Below are 20,162 nucleotides of genomic sequence, written 5' to 3'. Positions count from 1 at the left end.
ACTCAGCCGACTTCGGCGAGCACCTCGTCGGAGACGTCGAAGTTCGCGTACACGTTCTGTACGTCGTCGCAGTCTTCGAGGGCGTCGATGAGCTTGAAGACCTTCTTCGCGCCGTCGGCGTCGAGCGGGACGCTGACCGACGGCAGGAACGTCAGGTCGGCCGACTCGTATTCGAAGCCGGCGTCCTGCAGCGCCTTGCGGACCGGCACCAGGTCGGTCGCCTCGGAGACGATTTCGAAGCTCTCGCCGAGGTCGTTGACCTCTTCGGCGCCCGCGTCGAGGACCGCCATGAGGACGTCGTCCTCGGCCGCGTCACCCTTGGGCATCAGGACGACGCCCTTGCGGTTGAACAGGTAGGCCACCGAGCCGGGGTCGGCGAGCGAGCCGCCGTTGCGCGTCAAAGCGGTGCGGACCTCCGACGCGGCGCGGTTGCGGTTGTCGGTGAGGCACTCGATCAGGACGGCGACGCCGTTCGGGCCGTAGCCTTCGTAGGTGATGGTCTGCCAGTCGGCGCCACCGGCCTCTTCACCGGCGCCGCGCTTGCGGGCGCGCTCGATGTTGTCCTGCGGGACCGAGTTCTTCTTCGCCTTCTGGATGGCGTCGTAGAGCGTGGGGTTGCCATCCGGGTCGCCACCACCGGTGCCCGTGCGGGCGGCCACCTCGATGTTCTTGATCAACCGCGCGAAGAGCTTGCCGCGCTTCGCGTCGAGGTTGGCCTTCTTGTGCTTCGTGGTGGCCCACTTGGAGTGGCCGCTCATCTCTCCTCCATCTGTTCCGTACCCCGGCCGGGCACCGCGTCTCAGGCAGCCTTTCGCACGAGGTCGACGAACAGCCGGTGCACCCGCACGTCGGGCGTGAGTTCCGGGTGGAACGCGGTCGCCAGCACCGCCCCTTGCCGGACCGCGACGATCCTAGCGGTGTCCTCGTCGACGCCGGGCACGCCGCTGACGGTGGCCAGCACCTCGACGCCGTCACCGGCCTTCTCGACCCAGGGAGCGCGGATGAACACCGCGTGCACGGGCCGGTCGGCGATCCCCGTGAAGTCCAGGTCGGCCTCGAACGAGTCGACCTGCCTGCCGAAGGCGTTGCGCCGGACGACGACGTCGAGCCCGCCGAGCTGCTGCTGGTCGGGCCGCCCGTCGAGGGTCTGCCGCGCCAGCAGGATCATCCCGGCGCACGAGCCGAACGCGGGCAGCCCCTCGGCGATCCGCGCTCGCAGCGGCTCGAGGAGTTCGAAGCTCTCCAGCAGCCGCGACATGGTGGTGGACTCGCCGCCGGGCAGCACCAGACCGTCCACTTCGGAGAGTTCGGCGGCCCGGCGGACGGGCACGGCGCGCGCGCCCGCTTCGGCCAGCATGGCGACGTGCTCGCGCACGGCGCCCTGCATGGCGAGCACACCGATGACCGGTTCCGAAGACACTCCCGCCACCCCACCTCCCGAAAGACCTTCCCACCAGCCTAGACGCCCTCGCCCGAGCACTCCCCGGCAGGTCAGGCCGGTCCCCCGGCTCCCCCGCAGTGAATGACTCATTCCTGGCGTCCAGCGTCAGGAATGAGTCATTCACTGCGTCCGGGTCAGGGGACGCCGGCCAGCCTCAGCAGGGCCGCCGTCGCCGCGGCGGCCACCACCACCAGCGCGAACGGGGCCTTCCGCCACGCCAGCACCCCGGCCACCAGCACCCCGGACGGCCGGGCGATGCCCGCGAACCCGTGCCCCTCCGTCAGCGCGCTCACCGCCACCAGCGCCGCCAGCAGCACCACCGCCGCCAGGGCCATCAGCCGCTCCGCCCGCGGCGTCAGCTTCACCCGGCTGCGCAGCACCGGCCCGGCGAACCGGAACGCGAACGTGCCCACCGCCAGCACCGCGGTCGCGACCAGCAGTTCCGTCCCGTCCATCAGCGGGCCTCCTCCAGTTCGGGATCCTTGGCCGCCACCCCGGCCAGCACGCCGGCCAGCGCGAGCAGCACCGGCAGCCCGGCCGGCAGGAACGGTGTCGCGACCAGGGCGACCAGGACCCCGATCAGCACCGGCAACCGGGCCGCCTTGTCGCGCAGCGAGGGCAGCACCAGCGCCAGCAGCACCGCCGGGAACGCCGCGTCCAGGCCGAACGCGTCCGTGTCGCTGATCGCCGTCCCGGCGTACGCGCCGACCAGGACGCCCGTGTTCCAGAAGACGAAGATGCCCAGCCCGCACGCCCAGTAGGCCGCGCGGCGACGCGGGGCGTCGTCCTGGGCCATCGCGAACGCCACCGTCTCGTCGCTCATCAGGTGGCTGCCGAGCGCCCGGGTCACCCGGCGCCGTCCCACCGCGTCTCCGACCGCGAAGCCGAACGGCAGGTGGCGGGCGTTCGCCAGCAGGCCGGCCAGCACCGCGGCGAACGGGTTGCCGCCCGCGGCCACGATCCCGATGAACATGAACTGGGACGCCCCGGCGAAGACCAGCAGCGACATCAGCATCGGCAGCCACAGCGGGAAGCCGGAGCTCACCGCGATGGCGCCGTAGGAGACGCCCACGAGACAATCGGCGAGACAGACCAGGCCGATGTCACGGGCGAGGCCCCGATCGAGTGTTCGCCATATCGAACGCATGTGTTCTATGGTGAACACAGGCCCCCGTGTTCGTCAAGGCGAACAGAACGACCGATGGAGCGAACAGGATGTCTCAGGAAGCCGCCGGGGCGCCGCTGGAGATCATCGCGGCGTCGCTGCGCCGCGAACGGACCCGCGCCGGGCTTTCCCTGACCGAGGTCGCGCGCCGCGCCGGCCTGGCCAAGTCGACGCTCTCGCAGCTCGAGTCGGGCACCGGCAACCCCAGCGTCGAGACGCTCTGGGCCCTCGGCGTCGCTCTCGACGTCCCCTTTTCCCGGCTCGTCGAACCGGAACGCCCCAAGGTCCGGGTGGTCCGCGCGGGCAAGGGGCCGACGGTCTTCGCCGAGCACTCCGACTACGCGTGCACGCTGCTGTCGGCCTGCCCCACCGGCGCCCGCCGCGACATCTATGTGGTGCGGGGCGAGCCGGGCACGCCCCGGCGCTCCGACCCGCACATGAGCGGGGTGGTCGAGCACATCGTGCTGTGCGCCGGCCGCGCCCGCATCGGCGTCATGGACAGCCCGGAGGAACTCCTGCCGGGGGACTACATCTGCTACCCCGGCGACGTCCCGCACATCTTCGAAGCCCTCGAACCGGGCACCTACGGCGTCGAGATCTCCGAGTACATCTGAGGCACCGTGCCCGCCTTCGACGCGCGCCAGCGTCCGGGCGGCGTCCCGTGGTGGCGTTTGAACGCCGCGGCGAACGCGAACTCCGAGGAGTAGCCCAGCGAGTGCGCGATCGCGGCGAGACCGGCGTCGCCGTCGCGCAGCTGCTCGCGGGCCAGCGCCATGCGCCAGTCGGCGACGTAGGTCAGCGGGGCCACGCCGAGCAGCCCGGTGAACCGCCGGGCGAAGGTCGCGCGCGAGAGCGACGCCTCTTCGGCGAGGTCCGCGACCGTCCACGCGCGGGCCGGCGCCTCGTGGACCGCGCGCAGCGCGGCCCCGACCGCCGGGTCGTCCATCGCGCGGAACCACGCGGGCGCCGTCTGCAGGTCGGCGGCGAGCTGTTCGCGCAGCACCTGCACCAGGACGACGTCGAGCAGGCTGTCCAGCAGTGCCTGCTGCCCCGGCGCGTCACCGAGGATCTCGGCGGCGAACACGTCGAGGATCGCCCGCAGGCTCGACCCGGCCCGCGGGCGCACCACGGTCAGGTCCGGCAGCCCGGCCAGCAGCCCCGCGCAGAGCTCGCCGTCGAAGGTGTACGCGCCGCAGAAGAACGTGGTCGGGTCACCCGCTTCCGCGCCGAACCTCATGCGGCGCGGGCCCGCGCCCGCGTCGGCGGGGTGGTAGAGGAACGGCTCCACACCGGCGCCCGGCGTGTGGGCCATGAACTGCCGCACCGGGCCGCGGACCAGGACGACGTCGCCGGGCAGCACGTGGCGGGCGCGCGCCGGGTCTTCGGTCCACGCGAACGCCTCACCGCCGAGGATGCCGTGGATCGCGAGCTTGGCGCCGGTAGGGAACTCGATGCCCCAGTCACCGCGCGCCGTCGAGTGCGAGAACGCGGCGCCGCGGGCCCTCGAGCGCTGCAGCAGGTCTGTGAGGACGTCCACGCCCTGAGACGATCGCATATTTTTTCGCGCGAATCCAGCATGGATCATGACTTCCGGCTCGGGTTTCCTGTGTCCAGTAACCAGGAATCCGGAAGGAGGGGCGAGATGCCCCAGGCAGTGCGGTTCGACAACTACGGCGACATCGACGTCCTCGAGGTGCGGGACGTGCCCCGGCCGTCGCCATCGGCCGGCGAGGTGCTGGTGCGCGTGCGGGCCGCCGGGATCAACCCGGGCGAGAACACGATCCGGATCGGCGCGCTCCACGAGCGCTGGCCGGCGACGTTCCCCTCCGGCGAGGGCAGCGACCTGGCCGGCGTGGTCGAGGAGGCCGGCTCGGCGGTCCCCACGTGGTCCCCCGGCGACGAGGTGATCGGCTGGGTGGACACCCGCGGCAGCCACGCCGAGCTGGTCGTGGTCCCGGCAGCGCACCTCGTGCCGCGTCCGCCTTCGGTGCCGTGGGAGGTCGGCGGTTCGCTGTTCGTCGCGGGCACCACGGCGCACGCGAACGTGCGGGCCGTCGGGGCCGGGCCGGGCGACACGGTCGTCGTCGCGGGCGCCGCGGGCGGGGTCGGTTCGCTGACCGTGCAGTTGCTGCGCCACGCCGGCGCCACCGTCATCGGCCTGGCGGGCGAGGCCAACCACGCCTGGCTGCGGGCGCACGGCGTGCTGCCGGTGACCTACGGCGACGGCGTGCGGGACCGGATCCGCGCGGCCGCACCGGACGGCGTCGACGCGTTCATCGACAACTTCGGCGACGGCTACCTCGACCTGGCGTTGGAGCTCGGCGTGGCGAAGGACCGGATCACCACGATCATCGACTTCGCCGGCGCGGCGCGCACCGGCGTCCAGGCCGGCGGCATGGCCGGGTCCGCGACCGTCGAGGTGCTGGGCGAGCTCGTCAAGCTGGTGGAGGCGGGCGAACTCGAGGTCCCGATCGCCGCCACCTACCCGCTCGCCGAGGTCCGCGCGGCCTACCGCGACCTGATGCGCCGCCACTCGCGCGGCAAGATCGTGCTCATTCCCTGAAGCCGGACCGGCCCCGTGGACGGGCCGTCCACGGGGCCCGCCGGCCGGAACGACGTCTACGGCGCCCGGAACGCCCGCCGGTAAGCACCCGGCGTGGTGCCGACGCGCTCGCGGAACCGGCGCCGCAGGTTGACCGCCGAGGCCAGGCCGACGCGGGCCGCGATCGCCTCCACCGGCAGGTCCGTCTCCTCGAGCAGCGTGCGCGCCGCCGCCACCCGGCGGGCCAGCAGCCACGCGCCCGGGCTCGTCCCGAGCCGGTCGGCGAAGCGCCGGGCCAGCGTCCGCGGGGAAACGTTCAAGTGCGCGGCCAGCTCCCCCACCGACAACGGCGTGCCGAGGCGCGCACCGGCCCACTCCAGCAGGCCGTCCAGTTCGCCGTCGTCCGGATCGGGCGGCGGCGCGTACTGCGCCTGGCCGCCTTCGCGGTGCGGCGGCAGCACCATGTGCCGCGCGAGCAGGGCCGCGTACGCGGCTCCGTGGTCTTTCCGGACCAGGTGCAGGCACAGGTCGAAGCCGGCGCCCGCCCCGGCGCTCGTGGCGACGTCGCCGTGGTCGACGTAGAGGACGTCCGGTTCCACGCTGACCTTCGGGAACTCCCGCCGCAGCTGGTCGGCCCGCGCCCAGTGCGTCGTCGCCGAACGGCCGTCCAGCAGTCCCGTGCGGGCGAGCGCGAACACCCCCGAGCAGATCGTGACGAGCCGGGCGCCGCGCGCGTGCGCCGCGAGGAGCGCCCGCCGCACGCCGACCGGCAGCGGCGCCTCCACCGGCGCCCAGCCCGGGACGAGCACGGTGTCCGCGGTCTCCAGCGCCTCGAGGCCGTGCGGGACGGCCATCGCGTACCCGGCCGTCGTCGCGACCGGCCCCGGCGTCTCGGCGCACACCGCGAACTCGTAGTGCCCGGGAATCCCGGCCCGCGGGGTCGCGAACACCTCGGCGGCGACGCCGAGCTCGAACGTCGACTGCACCGGCCGCACGAGGGCCACCACGCGATGCATGGCAGGAAAGTATCCCACGGTGTCGTTCCGGACGCTGTCCCGCCGCGGCGGCGCCCGGCACGGTGGTGCCATGCATCCGGAAATCCTCGCCCAGGAGGGCTACACGTCCGTGTCCGTCGCCGACGCTCCCGTGCGCGAGCTGTTCCCCGGTGTCCGGCTTCGTCCACTGTGGACGGGCGCGAACGGCGCCCACGCCGGCGTCCTGGAAATGGACCCCGGCACGTCCTGGCCGCACCGGGACGTGCACGAGCCCGGCCCGGAAGAGGTCTACGTCGTCGCCGGCACCTTCGACGACGGTGCCCGGAGCCATCCGGCCGGAACGTTCCTGCACGCCCCGGCCGGCTCCTGGCACGTGCCCGCCAGTGCCACCGGCTGCACGCTGTTCCTCTTCTACCCCGAGGGCTAGAACGTCACCAGCCGCGCTCGGCGAGGCGGTGCGGCTCCGGCAGTTCTTCGACGTTGATGCCGACCATCGCCTCGCCGAGGCCGCGCGAGACCTTGGCCAGGACGTCCGGGTCGTCGTAGAACGTCGTCGCCTTGACGATCGCCTCGGCGCGCTGGGCCGGGTTGCCGGACTTGAAGATGCCCGAGCCGACGAACACGCCCTCGGCGCCGAGCTGCATCATCATCGCCGCGTCGGCCGGGGTGGCGATGCCGCCCGCGGTGAACAGCACCACCGGCAGCTTTCCGGCCTCGGCGACCTCCTTCACCAGCTCGTACGGCGCCTGCAGCTCCTTCGCCGCGACGAACAGCTCGTCCTCGGGCAGGTTCTGCAGGCGACGGATCTCCTGCCGGATCTTGCGCATGTGCGTGGTCGCGTTGGAGACGTCACCGGTGCCGGCCTCACCCTTGGAGCGGATCATCGCCGCGCCCTCGGTGATCCGGCGCAGCGCCTCGCCGAGGTTGGTCGCGCCGCAGACGAAGGGAACGGTGAACGCCCACTTGTCGATGTGGTTGGCGTAGTCGGCGGGGGTGAGGACCTCGGACTCGTCCACGTAGTCGACGCCGAGGGACTGCAGGACCTGCGCCTCGACGAAGTGGCCGATGCGGGCCTTGGCCATCACCGGGATCGAGACGGCCTCGATGATGCCGTCGATCAGGTCGGGGTCGCTCATCCGGGCGACGCCGCCCTGGGCGCGGATGTCGGCGGGCACGCGCTCTAGGGCCATCACCGCGACCGCGCCGGCGTCTTCGGCGATCTTGGCCTGCTCGGCGGTGACCACGTCCATGATCACGCCGCCCTTGAGCATCTCGGCCATGCCGCGCTTCACCTTGGCGGTGCCGGTGACGGACTGGACGGTGCCGCTGGAGGGGGTGGGCTGCTGCTCGGACACGACGAGGCCTTTCCACAAGGAGAACAGGGGGTGACGAGTCCGAGGGTAGGACCGCGGTGGACCCTTGAAGCAGGCCAGTACGCGGGTATCTCAGCAGTCCACTTCGCCGGTCCCCGCGACCAGGGCTTCCGCGAGCGAAGTGCGCACATAGAGCACGTGACGTCCAGCACGATGGCGGTTGACCAGGCCCGCAGCCTTGAGTACGCCGAGGTGCTGCGACACAGCGCCGGCGCTCAGCCCGGTCCGGCGGGCCAGTTCGGCGGTGGACGCCGGGGCGGCCAGTTCGGCCAGCAGCATCGCGCGGCCGCGGCCCACCACGGCGGCCAGCGCGCCGGGTGCGGTGGCCGTGCCGGTCTCCCACAGCGTGGCGATCCCGCGCGGCGGGTAGCGCAGCACCGGCTGCCAGCGCGCGTCGGTCTTGGAGAACACCCGCGGCCAGACGAACGCCGAGGGCACCAGCACGAGACCGCGCCCGTCGAGCGGGACGGCGGCGTGCAGGTGCCGGTGCGCCACCGTGAGCGTGCCGCCCTGCCAGCGGACCAGCGGGGTGAGGTCGTTGAACAGCTCGGCGGCCCCGCCCTGGGCCAGCAGCCGGGACCGGTACAGCACGTCGGCTTCGAGCAGGGCCCGGATCCGCGGCCAGTCGGGGGCCAGCACGAGCTGCCAGTACCGCTCCATCAGCGTCGCGAGCCGCTCCAGTCCCGCCTCCGGCTCGCGGTGGAATCGGTTCAGCGCGGGCGAACGCGGCCCGCTCATCGCGTCCAGTTCGCGCCGGACCAGGCGGGCGGGCACGTCCCGCAGGTCGGCGAGCTCGTCGGCCAGTTCGGGCAGCGGCGTCGACGGCGTCCCGGCCAGGAACCCGGGCAGGTGCCGCGGCGGGACGAGCTCGCGCAGCAGCCCGATGTCCAGGCCGGCCTCGTCGAGCGCCGTGGTGGCGCGCTTGATCCACGGCAGGTGCAGGGCGTGCTGCCCCGGGGCGTTGAGGACGCGGACGCTGGCGACGATCTCCCAGGCCGGGGAGAACGCGAACCGGGTGTGCGCGAGGTCCTCTGTGGAGAATGCCAGGTCGAGCAACGCTGCCTCCTGCCGGCGGGATCCGGCGCAGTCTAGGACGCTCCCGTGTGGACAGTCGAGCGGGCCCCGGAAAGCCCTTGCGGGAAGGCGAAAACCCCGTCCGGGTCGTACTTCCGGGCGATCGCACGCAGCCGCGGCAGGTTCACCCCGTAGTACGCCTGCGCCCAGTCCGGCAGGTCCGGATCGAGGTAGTTGACGTACCCGGTGGTGCCGAACTCCGGGCCCAGCCCGTCGCGCACGGCGGCCAGCGCGCGCCGGGCCCCGGCTTCGCCGCCGTCTTCGGGCGCGGCGTCGTGCAGGAACTGGAAACTCGCCAGCGCGGACCGGTGCGGGAACGCCGTTTCCCGGGCGCCGACGCGGGCGATCGCGCCGCCGGCGGAGTCGATCAGCGTGGTGACGCCCGGGTCGCGGGTCACCACCTCGGTCACCGCCGCCGGGTCGGCGGCCGGCCGCGTCAGCATGCGCGAGGTGCCGGTGTAGGCCTCGCGGAGCCCTGGCCGGGAGTCCCGCACGTCGAAGGAGCGCACCGCGCTCAGGTGGTCCAGCTCCCGGGTCCGCCGGGCGGACGGCCGGGTGCCGATCCGGCGGACGAGGTCGTCCAGCAGGCCGGCCAGCCGGGTCTCGCGACCGGCGAAGGTCCCGGCGAGCGCGGTGCGGCCGGGCGCGAACTCGATGCCGGACCACAGCTCGTCCGGCATCCCGGGCAGCCAGTCCTGCCAGGCGCCGAACAACGCGGCCCGCGCGGCGGCCGGGAACTCCAGCCGGTAGGTGGCGAGGTCGGTGGCCGGAACGGTCCGGAAGGTGAACGCGGTGACGATCCCGAAGTTCCCGCCGCCCCCGCCGCGCAGCGCCCAGAACAGGTCCGGTTCCGCCGTCGCCGAAACCGTGCGCACCCGGCTGTCGGCGGTGACGATCCGCGCCGCTTCGAGGTGGTCGCACGTCAGCCCGTACTTGCGGTCGACCACGCCGATCCCGCCGCCGAGGGTGAGCCCGGCGATGCCCACGGCCCCGCAGAGCCCGGCGGGCAGCACGCGGCCGGCGGCGGCCAGCGCCGCCGCGACCGGTCCCAGCCGGGTCCCGCCGCCGAGCACGGCCCGCCCGTCCGGGCGCACCTCGATGCCGGAGAACCGGCCGAGGTCCACCACGATCCCGCCGTCCACAGTGGAATAGCCGGGGTAGCTGTGCCCGCCGCCGCGGGCGGCGAGCGGCAAGCCGTGCCGGGCCGCGAAGCCGACGGCGGCCTGGACGTCCTCGACGCGCGCCGCACCGACGACGGCGGCCGGTCTCCGGTCGTCGAACATCGTGAAGAAGCACCGCCGGGCGGTCGCGTAGCCCGGTTCACCCGGCCGGAACAGGGGCCCGGCCAGCCGGCCGCGCAGCCGCTCCCAGTCGGCCGCCGACGGGAACCCCTGCCTGTCCATGCCGCTCCCGCCTGCCCGCGCCCCGGGGCATTCGGCTGGTCCCGGGGGCCTTGCCTTGCCGTGACCAGGGTAGCGGGTGTGTGATCGAGGACACATCCCGTACACCAGCCGTTCGCCGAGGAGTCGTCATGGCCGACAAACAAGCCAAGAACGCCGACACCGGGGCCGCCGTCGCTGTGGACGACCCCGCCAAGGTCCGCAACGTCGTGCTCGTCGGCCCGGCCGGGTCCGGGAAGACCACCCTCGCCGAAGCCCTGCTCGCCGCCTCCGGCACGGTGCCGCGGGCGGGCTCGGTGGTCGACGGCACGACGGTGTGCGACCACGACCCGGCGGCGGTCCGCCAGCAGCGCTCGGTCGGCCTCGCGGTCGCGCCGGTGCTGCACCAGGGCCACAAGATCAACCTGATCGACACGCCCGGGTACGCGGACTTCGTCGGGGAGCTGCGGGCCGGGCTGCGCGCGGCCGACGCGGCGCTGTTCGTCGTCTCCGCCGCCGAGGGCGTCGACGCGGCCACGGTCGCGGTGTGGGAGGAGTGCGCCGCGGTCGGGATGCCGCGCGCGGTCGTCGTCTCCCGGCTCGACCACCACCGGGCCGACGCGACGGCCGAGATCGCCGCCTGCCAGGCCGCGTTCGGCGCCGGCGTGCTGCCGCTGTACCTCCCGGCGGGCGACGGCCTGGTCGGGCTGATCACCCAGCGGTACTTCGACTACTCCGGCGGGTACCCGCCGACGATCGGCGAGCCCGCCGCCGCCGAGCTGGAGCGGATCGCCGAGGCACGCAACGAGCTGATCGAAGGGATCATCGCCGAGAGCGAGGACGAGTCCTTGATGGACCGTTACCTCGCCGGCGAGGAAATCGCGGAAGCCACCCTCATCGCCGACCTGGAGACCGCGGTCGCCCGCGGGTCCTTCCACCCGGTCATCCCGGTGTGCTCGACCAGCGGGATCGGCCTGGCCGAGGTGCTCGACGGCATCGTCCGCGCGTTCCCCTCCCCGCTGGAGCACCGGCCCCCCGACGTCACCACGCCCGACGGCGGCGAGCACGCCGCGATCACCGCCGACCCTGCGGGCCCCCTCGCCGCGGAGGTCGTCCGGACGGCGGTGGACTCCTACGTCGGCCGGGTGTCCCTCGTCCGGGTGTTTTCCGGGACGCTGCGGCCCGAGCGGCCGGTGCACGTGTCCGGGCACGGCCTCGCCGAGCGCGGCCACGAAGACCACGACGCCGACGAGCGCGTCGCGCACCTCTATTCCCCGCTCGGCTCCTCCCTGCGGGAAGTGCCCTTCTGCGTCGCGGGTGACCTCTGCGCGCTGACGAAGGTCGGCTCGGCCGAGACCGGCGACACCGTCTCCTCCCCCGACGACCCGCTGCTCATGGAGCCCTGGGCGATGCCGGAACCGCTGCTGCCGGTGGCGGTCGTCGCGAAGACCCGCAGCGACGAGGACACGTTGGCCCGCAACCTTTCCCGGCTCGTCGCCGGCGACCCGACGCTGCGGCTGGACCGCAACGCCGAGACCGGCCAGCTGGTGCTGTGGTGCATGGGCGAGGCCCACGCCGACGTCGTGCTCTCGCGGCTGCGCGCGGGCGGCGCCGACGTCGACACCGAACCGGTGAAGATCAGCCTGCGCTCGACGTTCAGCAAGCCGGCCAAGGGCCACGGGCGGCACGTGAAGCAGTCCGGCGGGCACGGCCAGTTCGCCGTCTGCGACATCGAGGTCGAACCGCTGCCGCGCGGCGGCGGGTTCCAGTTCGTCGACAAGGTCGTCGGCGGCGCGGTGCCGCACCAGTTCATCCCCAGCGTGGAGAAGGGCGTGCGGGCCCAGCTGGCGCGCGGCCTCGCCGACGGTCATCCGGTGGTCGACGTCAAGGTCACCCTGGTCGACGGCAAGGCGCACAGCGTCGACTCCTCGGACGCGGCGTTCCAGACGGCGGGCGCCCTGGCCCTGCGGGAGGCCGCCGCGAACGGCCACCTCACGATGCTGGAGCCTCTGGAGGAAGTGGCGATCCGGCTGCCGGACGAGCACCTGGGCACCGTGCTGGGCGACCTCTCGTCCCGCCGCGGCCGCGTCCTGGGCACCGAGGCGGGCGAGGGCGGCCGGACGGTGATCCGCGCGGAGGTCCCCGCCACGGAACTGGTCCGCTACCTGATCGACCTGCGTTCGATGACCTCGGGCACGGCCACGTTCACCCGCCGCCACGCCCGCTTCGAGCCGATGCCGGAAGGAGTGGCCGTCCACTGACCCGCTCGTGAGTGAGAAACAGGGTTAGAACACTGTTTCTCACTCACGACCGGGTCGGGTCAGAAGTCGAAGCCGCCGGGGCGGTCGTTGCGGTCGGCGAGCAGGCCCGCGAGGGTGGCCAGGGCGATCTCCGGCGGGGTGCGGGAGCCGATGTTCAGCCCGACCGGGCGGTGCACGCGGGCGATGTCGGCCTCCGGCACGCCGAGGCCCTGCAGCGCGGCCACGTGCGGGCCGGGGTGACGCGGGTTGCCGAGCACGCCCACCCACCGCGGGTTCCCCTCGAGCGCGGCCTTCAGCACCGGCCCCAGCTCGGGCCGGTGGTGGTCGGTGACGACCACGTCCGCGGACGCGTCGAGCGGCGGCAGCACGGTGTCCGCCTCGAAGCCCTCGGGCACGTCGGTGACGCGGGCGGGATCGGGCTCGTAGAGCGCGACGTGGTAGCCGAGGTCCTTCGCGAACTTCAGCAAGAACCGGGAAACCGGCGACGCGAACACCGCCACCAGTGTCCGCACTCCCGGGTCGGCCGGAGCCGTGCCGTGGGCGACGTCGCAGGTCTCACTCATGCCGCCCAGTGTGTCAGCCGCCGGCCTGCTCGCCCACCGTCACGCGGAACTGCCACACGTCCGTCCTGCCCTTGACCAGCACCAGGTACCCGTCGCTGATCCGCAGCACGACCCGCTTCTGCGGCGACGACGGCCGTGGCGGCCGGTGCTGCTTGGCCAGCAGGAACGCCTCGCCGAACGCGGTGTCGCGGTCCGGGTACCCCGCCGCGTCGGCGACGCCCCAGCCGCGCCCGTCCCCCGCACCGCCCTGCTCTTCGACGACCACCCACCACGTGCTCATGCCGATCCGACGCGGCGGAGCCCGCGGCGGTTCAGATCTCTTCGAGCACGCTCAGCCGGAAGTGGAACGTCGACGTCCGGCCCTCGACGATCACCACGTACCCGCCCGGGCCCCGCAGCACCTTCCGCGACTTCGGCGACCACGGGTAGGCCGGCTGGTACTCACGCGCCAGCCGCAGCGCCTCCGCTTCGGCGGTCTCCTGGTCGGCGAACGAGTACCGCTCCGACATCGTCCAGTTCCGCTCCGTGGTGCGCTGTTCCTCGACGACCACCCACCAGGTCATGCCGGTTCCGCCACGGTCTCGCCGAGCGTCACGCGGAAGTGGAACGTCTGCGTCCGGCCGGTCGCGATCACCAGGTAGCCGTCGCCCACCCGCAGCACCTTCCGCTCCTTCACCGCCGACGGGTGCACGGGTTCGTGCGAGAACGCCAGCCGCCGCGCCACCTCGTCGGCGTGCTCGCGGTCCGCTCCGGCCGGCTTCGTCTTGGTGACGTTCCAGGCGCGCGCGTCCCCGCCGCCGCGCTGTTCTTCGACGACCACCCACCACATGTCAGACCTCCGGCTCCGCGAATTCGAAGTACTCCGGCAACGGCGCGGTCCCCGCGAGGCGGAAGTACCGCACCTTCCGGCGCCGCCGCAGCCGCAGCGTGTCGCGGACGGCGTCGTTGTGGACGCGGCGGGCGATCACCACCCGGTGCTCGGCGTCGGTCAGCTCCTCGGCCAGCTCGGCCGGCAGGCACGCCCGGTCGACGCGGCCCAGCTCCAGCGTCAGCTCGTTCTCCGCCGCTTCGCGCTCGCTCCGCGGTGCCGCCTCGGCGCGTTCCGCGCAGGTCCGCAGGCCCGGGGAGCCCAGCACCGACGCCACCGCGCGCGCCACCACCGCCCGGCGGGCCAACGCCGACTCCAGCGCGGCCCACCCGGCGTCCGTGCGGACGTGCAGCCGGTCGAGCCGGTTCGCCGTCGCGACCAGGAAGAGGCCGCCGAGCACCACCACCAGCGCCAGTAGCGGGAGCAGCCAGCCGAGCACGCTCACCGGGCGAGCTCCCGCTCCGGCGCCGCGACCCGCCGCGGGTCGGCCGCGACCGCGGTCTCGTAGACGCGCAGCACCTGCGTGGCCACCACCGACCAGTCGTACATCGTGACGCGCTCCCCCGCCGCCGCGGCCAGCGACGCCCGGCGCGCGGGGTCGCCGAGCAGCTCGCGCAGCCCGTCCGCGAGCGCGGCCGGGTCACCGGTCTCGACGAGCAGGCCGGCGCGGCCGTCGTCGAGCACCCGCCGGAACGAGTCGAGCCCGCTGGCCAGCACCGGGGTTCCGGCCGCCATCGCCTCGGTGAGGATCATGCCGAAGCTCTCGCCGCCGGTGTTGGGCGCGCAGTAGACGTCGACGCTGCGCAACGCCCGCGCCTTCGTGGCGTCGTCGACCTGGCCCAGCAGCTCCAGGTGCGGGGCCAGCTCCGGCCCGGCGTCGCGGCGCAGCTGCTCTTCGTCGCCCCGGCCGACCACGACCAGCCGCAGCTCCTCGAACTCCGGCAGGAGCATCCGCAGCGCCTCGAGCAGCACGCCCATGCCTTTGCGCGGCTCGCCGAACCGGCCGACGAACCCGACCGTGCCCCCGGCCCGCGGGTAGCCCGGCAGGGGCAGTGCCGAGGAGAAGAACCCGACGTCGACGCCGTTGGGGATCTCCACGGCGTCCCCGCCCGCGTGCTCGACCTGGACGCGGCGGGCCAGCGCGGACACGGCGATCCGTGCGGTGATCTTCTCCAGCAGCGGCCGCAGCACGGGCTGGAACGCCGAGAGGGTGCGCGAGCGTGTGGTCGCGGTGTGGAAGGTCGCCACGATCGGGCCGTCGGCGATGAGCAGCGCCAGCAGCGACAGGCTCGGCGCGGCGGGTTCGTGCAGGTGCAGGACGTCGAAGTCGCCTTCGCGGATCCAGCGCCGCACCCGTGCGTAGGACACCGGGCCGAACTGCAGCCGCGCGACCGAGCCGTTGTACGGGATCCCCAGCGCCTTCCCGGCGGGGTGCACGAACTCCGGCAGCTCCGCGTCCTCGTCGGCGGGCGCCAGCACGGACACCTGGTGCCCGCGCGCGAGCAGCGCCTTCGTCAGGTCGATCACGTGCCCCTGGACCCCGCCGGGCACATCGAAGGAGTAGGGGCACACGATCCCGACCCGCATCGGCCGCGTGGCCACCGCTCAGCTCGCTTCTTCGAGGCTTGCCTGCTCGGCGGCCTCGAGATCGGCGGGCCAGAACTTCTGCACCATGTGCCAGTCGGCCGGGTGCGCGGCGATGTCGCCGGCGAAGATGTCCGCCAGTGCCTGGGTCGCGGCCGGGACCTCGGCCCGCGCGGTGACCCGGATCCGCGGGTGCAGCCGGATCTGCCAGCCGTCCTCGGTGAACCAGCAGCCGGCCGGGATCAGCGCCGCGCCGGTCGTCGCCGCCAGCCGCGCCGGCCCACCGGGGAAGCGGGCCTTCTCGCCGAAGAACTTCACCGGGATGCCGCTGGTGGTCAGGTCGCGGTCGCCGACCAGGCAGACGGCCTTGTTTTCGCGCAGGCGTTTCAGCAGCACGCGCATCGCCGAGCTGTCGCCGGTGAGCGGCACGATCTCGAAGCCGAGCGACTCCCGGTACTCGGCGAACCGGCGGTAGAGCGACTCCGGCTTCAGCCGCTCCGCCACGGTCGTGAAGCCGCCGAGGTAGTCGGCCAGCCAGACGCCGGCGATGTCCCAGTTGCCGCTGTGCGGCAGCGCCATCACCGCGCCGTTGCCCTCGGCCAGCGCCGCGTCCAGGTTTTCCACCCCGGTGATCGACGCCGCGACCTTGGCGCTGACCTCCTTGTGGTCCATCGACGGCAGCCGGAACGTCTCGTGCCAATACCGGGCGTACGAGCGCATCGCCCGCCGGGTCAGCTCGTCGAGCTCGACCGGGTCGGCCTGCGGCACCACGCGGGCGAGGTTCGCGCGCAGCTGCCGCACGCCCCCGCCGTCGTGGCGGACGGCGAGGTCCGCGCCGAGCGAGAAGACCGTGCCGCCGAACCCGGCGGGCAGCCAGCCGGCGAGCTTCCACCCGGCCGCGTAGCCGAAAGCGCTCAGCCGCTCGCTCAGCTTGCTCATGCCCGTTGCTCCCCGGCGGCCTCGCGGGCCGCCTTCGCCACCGCGGCGGTGCGCTGCAGCAGCGTGACCACCGACAGGACCGCGAGCAGCCAGAGCGTCACGTCCACGGTGTACGGGATGCCGAAGCCGTGCAGGCCGGTGCCGACCAGCGCGATGATCAGCCGCTCGGCGCGCTCGACGAGCCCGCCGTCGACCGGCAGGCCGGAGGCGTCCGCGCGGGCCTTGACGTAGGAGATGACCTGGGCGAGCACCAGGCACAGCAGCGCCGCGGCGGCGGCCGGGTGGTTGTCGTCGACGACGAAGCACCACCACGCGATGGCGGCGAACAGGGCTCCGTCGACCAGCCTGTCGCAGGTGGCGTCGAGCACCGCGCCGAACGGGGTGCCGTAGCCGCGGGCGCGGGCCATGGCGCCGTCGAGCAGGTCGAGCATGGCGAAGCCCCACACCGTGAAGGTGCCCCACAGCAGGTGGTCGGTGGGGAAGAAGGCGAGCGCGCAGACGACCGCGCCGGCGGTGCCGAGCACGGTCATCACGTTGGGGGTCAGCCCGGCGCGAACCAGCGCCTGGCCGATCGGATCGGTGACGCGGGAGACGGAGGCACGCGCGAAGATATTGAGCATCGGTTCGTCGAGGCACCTGGCTACGAGGGTCGGGTGGGCGAATGCAGCCTATCCACCCACGTGCGCGGCCCCGACGCGCCGCCCCGGGTCAGCGCGATTTCGTGAGCTGGCCCTCGTGCTCCCGCGCCTCTTCGGCGGCCACCGCGGCGGCGCACTTCGGCGACAGTTGACGGCGGATCGCCGCGCTGATCTCCCCGAGCGCCGTCACCTGCTCCGGCGTCAGCGGGTCGAACAGGCTTTCGCGGACGGCCTCGACGTGCCCCGGCGCGGCCGCCTCGAGCGCGGCGAAACCGGCGTCGGTCAGCACCGCCCAGGCACCGCGCTTGTCGGTCGGGCACGCCTCGCGCCGCACCCACCCGTTCGCCTCCAGCCGCGCGACGGCGTGCGAAAGGCGGCTGCGGGACGCCTGCCGCGCGTCGGCGAGTTCGCTCATCCGAAGCCGGCGGTCTTCGGCTTCGGAGAGCGCCACGAGGACTTCGTAGTAGGTGTGCGGCATGCCCGAGTCGTGCTGCAGCTGGCCTTCGAGGTGCGCGCTGAGCATGCGAGTGGCCGCGTTGAACTCACGCCAGACGCGCTGTTCGTGGTCGCTGAGCCATCGGGTTCCGGACATAACCCCATCATACTCTCGGTTGAACACTCAATCAGGAGTTTTCCCCGGTCGGACCATTGCGATCCGGACGCAGTGAATGACTCATTCCTGGCGTCCGACGTCAGGAATGAGTCATTCACTGCGTGGCCGGGAGCTCACCACCCGTCGGCGAGCAGGTCCCTCGTCTCCCCCAGCAGCTGCGGCAGCACCTTCGTCTGGCCGATGATCGGCATGAAGTTCGCGTCGCCGCCCCACCGCGGCACCAGGTGCTGGTGCAGGTGCGCGGCGATCCCCGCGCCCGCGATGTGGCCCTGGTTCAGGCCGATGTTGAACCCGTGCGCGCCGGACACCGCGCGGATCACCTTCATCGCGTGCTGCGTGAATTCGGCGACCTCGCGCGTCTCCTCGACCGTCAGTTCGGTGTAGTCCGCGACGTGCCGGTACGGCACCACCATCAGGTGCCCCGGGTTGTACGGGTACAGGTTCAGCACCGCGAACACGAGGTCGCCGCGCGCGACGATCAGGCCGGTTTTGTCGTCCAGCGCGGGGATCCGGCAGAACGGGCAGCCGGGCTCCTCGTCGCCGTCCGGCTTGTCCTGGCCCTTGATGTAGGCCATCCGGTGCGGGGTCCAGAGGCGCTGGAAGGCGTCCTGGACCCCGATGCCCTGCTGCTCGACGAGCTCGGGACCCTCGCTCACCGAACGATCGTCTCCAGCGCGTCGGCCGACGGCGACGCGTTTTCGCGGCGCGCGACCCACTCCGCGATCGCCGCCACCGCCTTCTCCACCGGCACGCCGTTGATCTGGCCGCCGTCGCGGAAGCGGAACGACACCGCACCCGCCTCGACGTCCTTCGCGCCGGCCAGCAGCATGAACGGCACCTTCTGCGTGGTGTGCGTGCGGATCTTCTTCTGCATCCGGTCGTCGCTCGCGTCGACCTCGGCGCGGATCCCCTTGGTGCGCAACGCCTTCTCGACGTCCTGCAGGTACTCCACCTGGTCGGCGGTGATCGGGATGCCGACCACCTGCACCGGCGAGAGCCACGCCGGGAACGCACCCGCGTAGTGCTCGGTCAGCACGCCGAAGAAGCGCTCGATCGAGCCGAACAGCGCGCGGTGGATCATCACCGGGCGCTGGCGCGAGCCGTCGGGCGCGGTGTACTCGAGCTCGAACCGCTTGTTCTGGTTGAAGTCGAGCTGGATGGTCGACATCTGCCAGGTGCGGCCGATGGCGTCCTTGGCCTGCACCGAGATCTTCGGGCCGTAGAAGGCCGCGCCGCCCGGGTCCGGGACCAGCTCGAGGCCGGAGTCGATCGCCGCCTGCCGCAGCGTCTCGGTGGCCTCCTCCCACTCCCAGTCCTCGCCGATGAACTTGTCGGAGTCACCGCGGGTGGACAGCTCGAGGTAGAAGTCGGAAAGGCCGTAGTCGGCGAGCAGGTCGAGGACGAACTTGAGCAGCGACTTGAGCTCGCCCGGCATCTGTTCCTTGGTGCAGTAGATGTGCGAGTCGTCCATCGTCAGGCCGCGCACGCGGGTGAGGCCGTGCACCACGCCGGACTTCTCGTAGCGGTAGACGGTGCCGAACTCGAACAGCCGCAGCGGCAGCTCGCGGTAGGACCGCCCGCGCGAGCGGAAGATCAGGTTGTGCATCGGGCAGTTCATGGCCTTGAGGTAGTAGTTCTCCTCGTCGAACTGCACCGGCGGGAACATCGTGTCCGCGTAGTAGGGCAGGTGGCCGGAGGTGTGGAACAGCTCGCCCTTGCTGATGTGCGGGGTGTTCACGAACTCGTAGCCGGCCTCCTCGTGGCGGCGGCGCGAGTAGTTCTCCAGCTCGCGGCGGATGATGCCGCCCTTCGGGTGGAACACCGGCAGGCCGGAGCCGATCTCCTCGGGGAAGGAGAACAGGTCGAGCTCGGCGCCCAGCTTGCGGTGGTCGCGGCGCTCGGCCTCGGCGATGCGCTCGAGGTAGGCGTCCTGCGCCTCGGCCGACTCCCACGCCGTGCCGTAGATCCGCTGCAGCTGCGGGTTCTTCTCGCTGCCCCGCCAGTACGCGGCGGCGACGCGGGTGAGCTTGAACGCCGGGATGAACTTCGTCGTCGGCACGTGCGGGCCGCGGCAGAGGTCACTCCAGACACGTTCCTTGGTGCGCGGGTCGAGGTTGTCGTAGATGGTGAGTTCGCCCTCACCGACCTCCATCACCTCGGCGGTGTCCACTTCGGACTTCAGGTCGACGAGCTCGAGCTTGAACGGCTCGTCCGCCAGTTCCTTCTTGGCCTCGTCGACGGAGTCGAAAACGCGCCGCGAAAACTGCTGGGCGCCCTTCACGATCTGCTTCATGCGCTTTTCGAGCGCCTGCAGGTCCTCCGGGGTGAACGGCTTGTCGACGGCGAAGTCGTAGTAGAAACCGTCCTTGACCGGCGGGCCGATGCCGAGCTTGGCGTCCGGGAACTGCTGCTGCACGGCCTGGGCGAGCACGTGCGCGGCCGAGTGGCGGATGACGCTGCGGCCGTCCTCGGTGTTCGCCGCGACCGGCTCGACCTCGGCGTCGGCCTCCGGCGCCCAGGCGAGGTCGCGCAGCTTCCCGTCGGCGTCGCGGACCACGACGATCGTGTCCGCGCCCTTGGTCGGCAGACCGGCTTCGCGGACCGCCGCGCCCGCCGTAGTGCCCGCCGGTACCACCACGCGGGAGGCGGCCACGGGGGAAACGGGGGGCGACTGGGACACGATCGGCTCCTCAAGCTGGAGTGACAGAGATGACGCCGTCGATGCTA

Annotated in this window: 24 protein-coding genes; 4 read left to right on the top strand and 20 right to left on the bottom strand. The window is 72.7% G+C overall.

Translation table 11 applies throughout. The annotated features are described in order from the left end of the window. Positions 1–2: 2 nt before the first annotated feature. The 4 genes from ACFPLC_RS33885 to ACFPLC_RS33870 all read right to left on the bottom strand — a co-directional run bounded on the left by ACFPLC_RS33885 (position 3) and on the right by ACFPLC_RS33870 (position 2,588). Positions 3–758 carry a YebC/PmpR family DNA-binding transcriptional regulator gene (locus ACFPLC_RS33885; RefSeq protein ID WP_091310751.1) on the bottom strand — a complete coding sequence of 252 codons (756 nt, stop codon included), beginning with the start codon at positions 756–758 and terminating at the stop codon, positions 3–5. Between the two features lie 41 nt (positions 759–799). Next, positions 800–1,420: a pyridoxal 5'-phosphate synthase glutaminase subunit PdxT gene (gene pdxT / locus ACFPLC_RS33880; protein WP_378191348.1), complete on the bottom strand. Its 621-nt coding sequence runs from the start codon at positions 1,418–1,420 to the stop codon at positions 800–802. A gap of 155 nt (positions 1,421–1,575) precedes the next feature. Further along, positions 1,576–1,896: an AzlD domain-containing protein gene (locus tag ACFPLC_RS33875; RefSeq protein ID WP_378191350.1), complete on the bottom strand. Its 321-nt coding sequence runs from the start codon at positions 1,894–1,896 to the stop codon at positions 1,576–1,578. After that, positions 1,896–2,588: an AzlC family ABC transporter permease gene (locus ACFPLC_RS33870; RefSeq protein WP_378191352.1), complete on the bottom strand. Its 693-nt coding sequence runs from the start codon at positions 2,586–2,588 to the stop codon at positions 1,896–1,898. Before ACFPLC_RS33870 ends, ACFPLC_RS33875 begins: the two co-directional genes overlap by 1 nt. Positions 2,589–2,656: 68 nt before the next feature. On the opposite strand from ACFPLC_RS33870, the gene ACFPLC_RS33865 reads away from it, so the two are divergent. Continuing rightward, entirely contained in the window at positions 2,657–3,220 is a 564-nt protein-coding gene (locus ACFPLC_RS33865) for a helix-turn-helix domain-containing protein (RefSeq protein ID WP_378191354.1), read from the top strand. Here ACFPLC_RS33865 and ACFPLC_RS33860 read toward each other — a convergent pair. After that, positions 3,190–4,143 (bottom strand): AraC family transcriptional regulator, encoded by a 954-nt coding sequence (locus tag ACFPLC_RS33860; protein WP_378191356.1) that lies wholly within the window; start codon positions 4,141–4,143, stop codon positions 3,190–3,192. The genes ACFPLC_RS33865 and ACFPLC_RS33860 overlap by 31 nt on opposite strands. Positions 4,144–4,248: 105 nt before the next feature. On the opposite strand from ACFPLC_RS33860, the gene ACFPLC_RS33855 reads away from it, so the two are divergent. Further along, a complete protein-coding gene (locus ACFPLC_RS33855; protein ID WP_378191358.1) occupies positions 4,249–5,169 on the top strand; it encodes an NADP-dependent oxidoreductase in 921 nt (306 codons plus the stop codon). Positions 5,170–5,225: 56 nt separating this feature from the next. On the opposite strand, the gene ACFPLC_RS33850 is transcribed toward ACFPLC_RS33855, so the two are convergent. After that, a complete protein-coding gene (locus tag ACFPLC_RS33850; protein WP_378191360.1) occupies positions 5,226–6,164 on the bottom strand; it encodes a helix-turn-helix domain-containing protein in 939 nt (312 codons plus the stop codon). A 70-nt stretch (positions 6,165–6,234) separates the two neighbouring features. Between ACFPLC_RS33850 and ACFPLC_RS33845 the strand changes: the two genes are divergently transcribed. Beyond that, positions 6,235–6,570, top strand: coding sequence for a cupin domain-containing protein (locus ACFPLC_RS33845; protein WP_191306787.1), 336 nt, complete (start codon positions 6,235–6,237; stop codon positions 6,568–6,570). A 4-nt stretch (positions 6,571–6,574) separates the two neighbouring features. Here ACFPLC_RS33845 and pdxS read toward each other — a convergent pair whose 3' ends face one another. From pdxS to ACFPLC_RS33830, 3 genes are all read right to left on the bottom strand, one after another. Next, positions 6,575–7,498: a pyridoxal 5'-phosphate synthase lyase subunit PdxS gene (gene pdxS / locus ACFPLC_RS33840; RefSeq protein ID WP_378191362.1), complete on the bottom strand. Its 924-nt coding sequence runs from the start codon at positions 7,496–7,498 to the stop codon at positions 6,575–6,577. A 90-nt stretch (positions 7,499–7,588) separates the two neighbouring features. Continuing rightward, a complete protein-coding gene (locus tag ACFPLC_RS33835) occupies positions 7,589–8,572 on the bottom strand; it encodes an ArsR/SmtB family transcription factor (protein WP_378191364.1) in 984 nt (327 codons plus the stop codon). Between the two features lie 32 nt (positions 8,573–8,604). Then, the gene (locus tag ACFPLC_RS33830) at positions 8,605–9,993 is read right to left on the bottom strand and encodes an FAD-binding oxidoreductase (RefSeq protein ID WP_378191366.1); all 1,389 of its coding nucleotides are present in this window, start codon (positions 9,991–9,993) and stop codon (positions 8,605–8,607) included. Positions 9,994–10,121: 128 nt separating this feature from the next. On the opposite strand from ACFPLC_RS33830, the gene ACFPLC_RS33825 reads away from it, so the two are divergent. Continuing rightward, a complete protein-coding gene (locus tag ACFPLC_RS33825; RefSeq protein ID WP_378191368.1) occupies positions 10,122–12,230 on the top strand; it encodes an elongation factor G-like protein EF-G2 in 2,109 nt (702 codons plus the stop codon). Between the two features lie 59 nt (positions 12,231–12,289). Here ACFPLC_RS33825 and ACFPLC_RS33820 read toward each other — a convergent pair whose 3' ends face one another. The 11 genes from ACFPLC_RS33820 to thrS form a co-directional block, all read right to left on the bottom strand. Next, a complete protein-coding gene (locus tag ACFPLC_RS33820) occupies positions 12,290–12,793 on the bottom strand; it encodes an XdhC family protein (protein WP_378191370.1) in 504 nt (167 codons plus the stop codon). A gap of 13 nt (positions 12,794–12,806) precedes the next feature. Next, positions 12,807–13,073 carry a hypothetical protein gene (locus tag ACFPLC_RS33815; RefSeq protein ID WP_378191372.1) on the bottom strand — a complete coding sequence of 89 codons (267 nt, stop codon included), beginning with the start codon at positions 13,071–13,073 and terminating at the stop codon, positions 12,807–12,809. A gap of 31 nt (positions 13,074–13,104) precedes the next feature. Continuing rightward, the gene (locus ACFPLC_RS33810; RefSeq protein WP_378191374.1) at positions 13,105–13,356 is read right to left on the bottom strand and encodes a hypothetical protein; all 252 of its coding nucleotides are present in this window, start codon (positions 13,354–13,356) and stop codon (positions 13,105–13,107) included. Then, the gene (locus tag ACFPLC_RS33805) at positions 13,353–13,622 is read right to left on the bottom strand and encodes a hypothetical protein (RefSeq protein WP_191306408.1); all 270 of its coding nucleotides are present in this window, start codon (positions 13,620–13,622) and stop codon (positions 13,353–13,355) included. Before ACFPLC_RS33805 ends, ACFPLC_RS33810 begins: the two co-directional genes overlap by 4 nt. A 1-nt stretch (position 13,623) precedes the next feature. Further along, complete coding sequence (locus ACFPLC_RS33800) at positions 13,624–14,106, bottom strand: NUDIX hydrolase (protein ID WP_378191377.1); 483 nt, start codon at positions 14,104–14,106, stop codon at positions 13,624–13,626. After that, on the bottom strand, positions 14,103–15,248 hold the full coding sequence (locus tag ACFPLC_RS33795) for a glycosyltransferase family 4 protein (RefSeq protein WP_378191549.1): 1,146 nt from the start codon (positions 15,246–15,248) through the stop codon (positions 14,103–14,105). The genes ACFPLC_RS33800 and ACFPLC_RS33795 overlap by 4 nt, the downstream gene beginning before the upstream one ends. 18 nt (positions 15,249–15,266) lie before the next feature. After that, entirely contained in the window at positions 15,267–16,184 is a 918-nt protein-coding gene (locus tag ACFPLC_RS33790) for a phosphatidylinositol mannoside acyltransferase (protein WP_378191380.1), read from the bottom strand. Beyond that, entirely contained in the window at positions 16,181–16,804 is a 624-nt protein-coding gene (gene pgsA, locus ACFPLC_RS33785; RefSeq protein ID WP_378191382.1) for a phosphatidylinositol phosphate synthase, read from the bottom strand. Before pgsA ends, ACFPLC_RS33790 begins: the two co-directional genes overlap by 4 nt. An 88-nt stretch (positions 16,805–16,892) precedes the next feature. Beyond that, positions 16,893–17,414, bottom strand: a complete 522-nt coding sequence (locus tag ACFPLC_RS33780) for a MarR family winged helix-turn-helix transcriptional regulator (protein ID WP_378191384.1) — start codon at positions 17,412–17,414, stop codon at positions 16,893–16,895. 134 nt (positions 17,415–17,548) lie between these two features. Then, positions 17,549–18,091 carry an HIT family protein gene (locus ACFPLC_RS33775; RefSeq protein WP_378191386.1) on the bottom strand — a complete coding sequence of 181 codons (543 nt, stop codon included), beginning with the start codon at positions 18,089–18,091 and terminating at the stop codon, positions 17,549–17,551. Continuing rightward, positions 18,088–20,115, bottom strand: a complete 2,028-nt coding sequence (thrS, locus tag ACFPLC_RS33770) for a threonine--tRNA ligase (protein ID WP_378191388.1) — start codon at positions 20,113–20,115, stop codon at positions 18,088–18,090. The genes ACFPLC_RS33775 and thrS overlap by 4 nt, the downstream gene beginning before the upstream one ends. Positions 20,116–20,162 lie beyond the last annotated feature (47 nt).

Origin of the sequence: Amycolatopsis plumensis, from assembly GCF_042652605.1 — a bacterium.
Taxonomy (GTDB): Bacteria; Actinomycetota; Actinomycetes; order Mycobacteriales; family Pseudonocardiaceae; genus Amycolatopsis; species Amycolatopsis plumensis.
The sequence above is the reverse complement of the archived record's forward strand: the minus strand, read 5'-3'. Positions and strand labels throughout refer to the sequence as shown.

What these genes read in the sequence shown, in the direction of transcription:
- ACFPLC_RS33870 (WP_378191352.1), bottom strand. Translation starts at nt 2,588, where the DNA reads ATGCGTTCGATATGGCGAACACTCGATCGGGGCCTCGCCCGTGACATC.
- ACFPLC_RS33780 (WP_378191384.1), bottom strand. Translation starts at nt 17,414, where the DNA reads ATGTCCGGAACCCGATGGCTCAGCGACCACGAACAGCGCGTCTGGCGT.
- ACFPLC_RS33850 (WP_378191360.1), bottom strand. Translation starts at nt 6,164, where the DNA reads ATGCATCGCGTGGTGGCCCTCGTGCGGCCGGTGCAGTCGACGTTCGAG.
- ACFPLC_RS33790 (WP_378191380.1), bottom strand. Translation starts at nt 16,184, where the DNA reads ATGAGCAAGCTGAGCGAGCGGCTGAGCGCTTTCGGCTACGCGGCCGGG.
- ACFPLC_RS33875 (WP_378191350.1), bottom strand. Translation starts at nt 1,896, where the DNA reads ATGGACGGGACGGAACTGCTGGTCGCGACCGCGGTGCTGGCGGTGGGC.
- ACFPLC_RS33820 (WP_378191370.1), bottom strand. Translation starts at nt 12,793, where the DNA reads ATGAGTGAGACCTGCGACGTCGCCCACGGCACGGCTCCGGCCGACCCG.
- ACFPLC_RS33885 (WP_091310751.1), bottom strand. Translation starts at nt 758, where the DNA reads ATGAGCGGCCACTCCAAGTGGGCCACCACGAAGCACAAGAAGGCCAAC.
- ACFPLC_RS33795 (WP_378191549.1), bottom strand. Translation starts at nt 15,248, where the DNA reads ATGCGGGTCGGGATCGTGTGCCCCTACTCCTTCGATGTGCCCGGCGGG.
- ACFPLC_RS33855 (WP_378191358.1), top strand. Translation starts at nt 4,249, where the DNA reads ATGCCCCAGGCAGTGCGGTTCGACAACTACGGCGACATCGACGTCCTC.
- ACFPLC_RS33825 (WP_378191368.1), top strand. Translation starts at nt 10,122, where the DNA reads ATGGCCGACAAACAAGCCAAGAACGCCGACACCGGGGCCGCCGTCGCT.
- ACFPLC_RS33845 (WP_191306787.1), top strand. Translation starts at nt 6,235, where the DNA reads ATGCATCCGGAAATCCTCGCCCAGGAGGGCTACACGTCCGTGTCCGTC.
- ACFPLC_RS33830 (WP_378191366.1), bottom strand. Translation starts at nt 9,993, where the DNA reads ATGGACAGGCAGGGGTTCCCGTCGGCGGCCGACTGGGAGCGGCTGCGC.
- pgsA (WP_378191382.1), bottom strand. Translation starts at nt 16,804, where the DNA reads ATGCTCAATATCTTCGCGCGTGCCTCCGTCTCCCGCGTCACCGATCCG.
- ACFPLC_RS33805 (WP_191306408.1), bottom strand. Translation starts at nt 13,622, where the DNA reads ATGTGGTGGGTGGTCGTCGAAGAACAGCGCGGCGGCGGGGACGCGCGC.
- ACFPLC_RS33815 (WP_378191372.1), bottom strand. Translation starts at nt 13,073, where the DNA reads ATGAGCACGTGGTGGGTGGTCGTCGAAGAGCAGGGCGGTGCGGGGGAC.
- ACFPLC_RS33810 (WP_378191374.1), bottom strand. Translation starts at nt 13,356, where the DNA reads ATGACCTGGTGGGTGGTCGTCGAGGAACAGCGCACCACGGAGCGGAAC.
- ACFPLC_RS33865 (WP_378191354.1), top strand. Translation starts at nt 2,657, where the DNA reads ATGTCTCAGGAAGCCGCCGGGGCGCCGCTGGAGATCATCGCGGCGTCG.